Source organism: Chamaesiphon sp. VAR_48_metabat_403 (genome assembly GCF_031422475.1).
Classification (GTDB): Bacteria; Cyanobacteriota; Cyanobacteriia; order Cyanobacteriales; family Chamaesiphonaceae; genus Chamaesiphon.
On sequence record NZ_JANPLS010000007.1, the window covers coordinates 1 to 4,810 of the forward strand.

Genomic DNA, 4,810 nt, shown 5'->3' on the forward strand with positions numbered 1-4,810 from the left:
CATAAAATTCGCCGCAGAGGCGCAGCGTTTTGTGCACGCCTCTGTTCAGCGCCGTTTTTGGGGCGTTTTTATTCGCGGTTTCCCCCCTAATAAAAACGACAAGACAACAAATCAAGACAGAGAGCGCAGAGAAAGAATAAAGATCGAATAGCTTCCCATTTAGGATCGCTATAGCTCACCAGCAAAATAAATACGATCGAGATTTAAACACCATGAAAATTGCAATTATTGGCGGTGGTGCCAGCGGTATGGTAACAGCTTATTTACTCGATAAGCAAGGACATCAAGTAACAGTATTCGAGCGAGAAAAAATGCTAGGTGGGCACATTCGGACTCTCAATCAAAATGTCCATCCAAATCGTTCGGATTGTAATTTAATCCTAGAAAATGGCGTATTAGAATTTCCGACATCATTTCATAATTTTATGAATTTGATGGCAGAACTAGGTATAGAACTAGAGCCAGTCAATATCGGATCGGCACTATTTCTCAAGAATGGCATCCATTATCTATCTAAAGTAGCGATCGATCGAAATTTTACTGGTATCGATCGGTTCCTCGAATATTTACGCATAAATTTATTTTATCTCCGCTCTGCTAGCTTATTAATTGCAGCAAAATTTTGGAAAGCCATCGATTTCCGCAACCAATCATTAGCAGATCGATTCAAACAACCATATCTCCGCAATATTTGGCTGAAGTTATTTGCGATGTACAGTTATTCGATCCCGTTTGCCGCAATCGATAATTGTCCTGCCGAGCTGGTGATTCCCACCCTCCGCGATGATGTATTTGTAGATTGGGTGAGAATTAAAGGCGGTGTTTATTCATATATTCAAAAAATTATCGATCGCTTTCGGGGCGAGATTTTGCTAGGTGCTGAAGTAACCGCAATTCATCGATCGATCTCTGGTATAACTATTGAATTAGCCGGAGCTAAAATGCTGGAATTTGACAAAGTGGTATTTGCTACCCCACCCGATGTGGTACTCAAATTACTTGCAGATCCCCGCCCACAAGAGATCGACAAATTTGCCGCTTGGCAGGAAAATCATGTCCAAACACTACTCCACACTGATATGGAGATGTACGAACCCTACCACATCAAAGAAGGCTCGGAATTTGATTTCTTCGAGACAGATCGACAAAATGGTAATTGGGGCTATAATGCCCGTCTCAATCAACTCTGCGGCATTACATCACCAACCCAATATAGCCTATCATTTAATCTCGAAAGCTTAATTGCACCAGATCGAATTTTGCATATTCAACAACATCATACCCCATTCTATACCGTAGAGGCTTTCCAATATCGACAGGAAATTATTAAAACTAATGGGGAATTAAATACTTACCATGTTGGCGCATATCTCGGTGATGGTTTACATGAAGGCGCGATTACTTCAGCAATTCAGGTTGCCGAAGCGATCGCAAATATAGTTGAAATAAAATGTGAATATCTGGCTCCACCGAACCCTGGGGCGAACGTTTCTTTCAAGTCACCGATCCCAATGGTGTCGTTATCTGTAGCGAGCTGCAATAGTAATCGGTCAGGACTGCAATCATCGCAAAATTGAGACCACATTAAGTGCAACTATCCGGTCACTTGAGACCGAATTAAGTGCAACTGAGACCACATTAAATGCAACCAGCCCACAATACTAAATTTGAGACCACATTCAGTAGATCGCAAAGTTTGTAGCGATCGATTAAATTAACTGTAAATCATCAGTTTTTTTGTAATTGTTCGGCGGCGATCGCATCCCCGTAACCGATTTGCAATCGATTCCTTTGACAGAAATGTAGTATAAACATTCCTAGCTGAAGATCGCCACTGGATTCTATACGATCGCTCCTAAAGCTGTTAAATTCTCCTGCTGGGCAGCAGTCAATCCTTGGATGCCCCGAATATTCATCCCCTCATAGGGTCGCGGCGATCGAATGATTTTGACGCATTCACCCGTAGCAACATCCCAGAATCTAATGGTGGCATCGGTGCCAGTACTGGCTAGCAACTGTCGCTCGGCAAAATCCGTGCTGTAGTGGGGTACAAAGGCCACTCCAAACACACCATGCGTATGACCATGCAAGATCCTTAGACATTTCCCGCTATGTACATCCCAGAGCCTAACGGTACTGTCATAGCTGCCACTGGCAAGGATTCGACCGTCAGGACTAAATGCCACAGACCGAGCAAAATGTGTATGACCAGGTAAAACTTGGAAACATTCACCAGTATTAATGTGCCAAAGTGCCACGGTATTGTCGATACCACCACTTGCTAAAATATCTTCACCAGGGTTCACCGCGATCGAGCAAATCGCTAGCTGCTGCCCCTGCAAAGTACGGATACATTCACCCGTCTGGATATTCCAAAACGAGATCGTACGATCGGCACTCGCACTCACCAGCATCGGTGGTGAGACAATGAAGGCTACCGCTGTGACCCAATCTGTATGCCCTGCCAAAACCTGGAGACATTCACCAGTCAGAGTACTCCACAGTCTAATTGTATGGTCTACGCTGCTACTGGCGAGGATTTGACTGTCGTTGCTCAATGCCACCGACCAAAGACCATCGGTATGTCCAGCTAAAATGTGGCAGCACTGACCATCGCGGACGCGCCAAAGTTTGATAATCGGGTTGTCACTGTTACCCCCACTAGCGAGGAGTTGACCGTCTGGACTGAAGGCTACTGTTCTGATGGAACTATTATGACCGCTCAAACTCGTAGATCGATTCCCCGAAGGGGAGGCTTCGCCAACGTCCTGAATATTCCAGAGTCGTAATGCTCCGCCAAAGTATCCAGTGGCTAGCATCGCTTGAGGAGCGGCAATATCTGGTAGGGGTGGGGGGGCAAAATCCATCGCATAGATCGTATTTGCATAGCCCTGAAAAACTTTCAGACACTTGCCAGTATCCAGACTCCAGAGTCTCACCGTGCGATCTTCACTACCGCTAGCCACAATCTGATGAGCCGCATTGCAAGCGATCGACCAAATCCAATCCTCATGTCCAACCAGCGTCTTCAAACACCTTCCAGTCCGCACATCCCACAGCTTGATGTTGCGATCCTTGCCGCCGCTGATGAGCGTTTGGCCATCTTGACTAAAGATGACCGACTTCAATTCATCGCTGTGTCCCAAATAAGTTCTCAAACACTCGCCAGTACTCGCATCAAACAGCTTGACGGTAGCATCATCCCCGCCACTGGCGATGGTCGAACCATCGGGACTAAATGCCACTGAAAAGACCCTACCTTGATGACTCGCCCATGTTTTCAAGCATTGCCCGTCGCGAACATTCCACAGCCGAATATCTGCATCGACACCGCCGCTAGCAATGGTTTGACCGTCAGGACTGAATGCCACCGAGTAGACTGCCTTAGTATAGTGGGTGAATTTCTGCAAGCACTCACCAGTGTGGACATCCCAGATCCCGATCGTCCAATCGTCGCTACCACTGACTAGGATATCATCGCAACCACTGACTAAGAGGTTGCCATCGGGACTAAATGCTACTGAATTGACTGCCTGGGTTCGATCGGTGAATGTCTGCAAGCATTTACCAGTATTGACATCCCAGAGCCGCATGGTGCAGTCAAAACTGCCACTGGCTAGCGTTCGACTATCGGGGCTGAAAGCCACCGCTCGTGCCCAATTGGTGTGACCGATCGAGATCGATTGCAGTTGCTGAGAGCGGGTATCCCACAACCGAATATCGCCGTTGAAATCGCCGCTAGCCAGATAGCAACCGTCTGGACTAAAAGCGACAGAGTGAATACTACTGAAGGTTTCGGTAAAAACTGAGTTTGCCCAATCGGTGTTCGCAAAATTAGTATCGTGTAAATTCATGCCGAGTAGATAAGCTTGCCGAATGCACAAACCGGAAAAATCATAGCCAGTCGAGTCGATGTGCAAGTGCCGAAGCAGGTTAATTAAATTACCACCTGCATAGCCGTCGGTACCAGCAAATTCAGTTCTTAATTTAACTAATAATCGATTGTCTTGCAGACAGGCTACGCCAACGAGTTGATTTTTAATTTCTGGTTTCGATCGCAATTTACCCATGAGTCGATCGACCAGCGGGACTAAAATCATCCGCACTTGGCTTTCCCGCACGTAGTCTTTAGTCTGAGCCTGAATCAGTGCATGGCTATTAAAAATCGCTACATCTAGAGTCGTAATTTCTTCACACACCCGCTCGATTAATACGGCAGTGACATACTCCATCACCACGGGTTGCAAAGTAAAACATCCCGAACTTTTTTCAATTAGACTTTGCCGATCTAACGATTGCAATGCGGCTAAAACTTGCGTTCGACAACCGCTAGGAATGAAGTCTGCTAACAATTCGGCGATCGATACGGCTTCGCGCCCGATCGCTAACCAGTAGAGTACTTGTTGCTCGATCTCGGACAATCGATTCTCATTCTGAGAGGCTCCGCCAACAAATTGTTGACTTAATAAAGCCTCAATCCCATTACAGAGAATTACCCCCTGTTCTAAAAACGTACTCACGCTACCGTCAAATAAATCTCGAATTGTCGTCGCCGCAATTTTAATTGCTAACGGGTTGCCAGAGTAAGATTGCTGTAACTGCTGCCAATCGCTGGAATCGTCTGTATGACAACCATTAGCAGTACCAATTTCTTGCACTTCGCGATCGCTTAAACCAAGTAAATCCAACGTGCGAACTGCCGCAGAGTCCCCTTCTAAATGAATCAAAGTTTTGGGCTTTTCCCGACTGGTTAATAATAAACAACTAGCATGATGTTCGGTAGCGATCCGGCGGAGGAGTTCGCTATAGC

General features: G+C 46.1%; 2 protein-coding genes. One reads left to right on the forward strand and one right to left on the reverse strand.

Annotated elements, in window-relative coordinates; translation table 11 throughout:
* Positions 1–212 precede the first annotated feature (212 nt).
* Entirely contained in the window at positions 213–1,577 is a 1,365-nt protein-coding gene (locus tag RMO79_RS00380) for an FAD-dependent oxidoreductase (protein ID WP_310481058.1), read from the forward strand.
* Positions 1,578–1,841: 264 nt separating this feature from the next.
* Here RMO79_RS00380 and RMO79_RS00385 read toward each other — a convergent pair.
* Positions 1,842–4,810: WD40 repeat domain-containing protein (locus tag RMO79_RS00385; protein WP_310481059.1), on the reverse strand; the 2,969-nt coding region annotated here is incomplete at its 5' end.

Bases quoted from the DNA above. Each gene is read 5' to 3' on its own strand.
- RMO79_RS00380 (WP_310481058.1), top strand. From the start codon at position 213: ATGAAAATTGCAATTATTGGCGGTGGTGCCAGCGGTATGGTAACAGCT.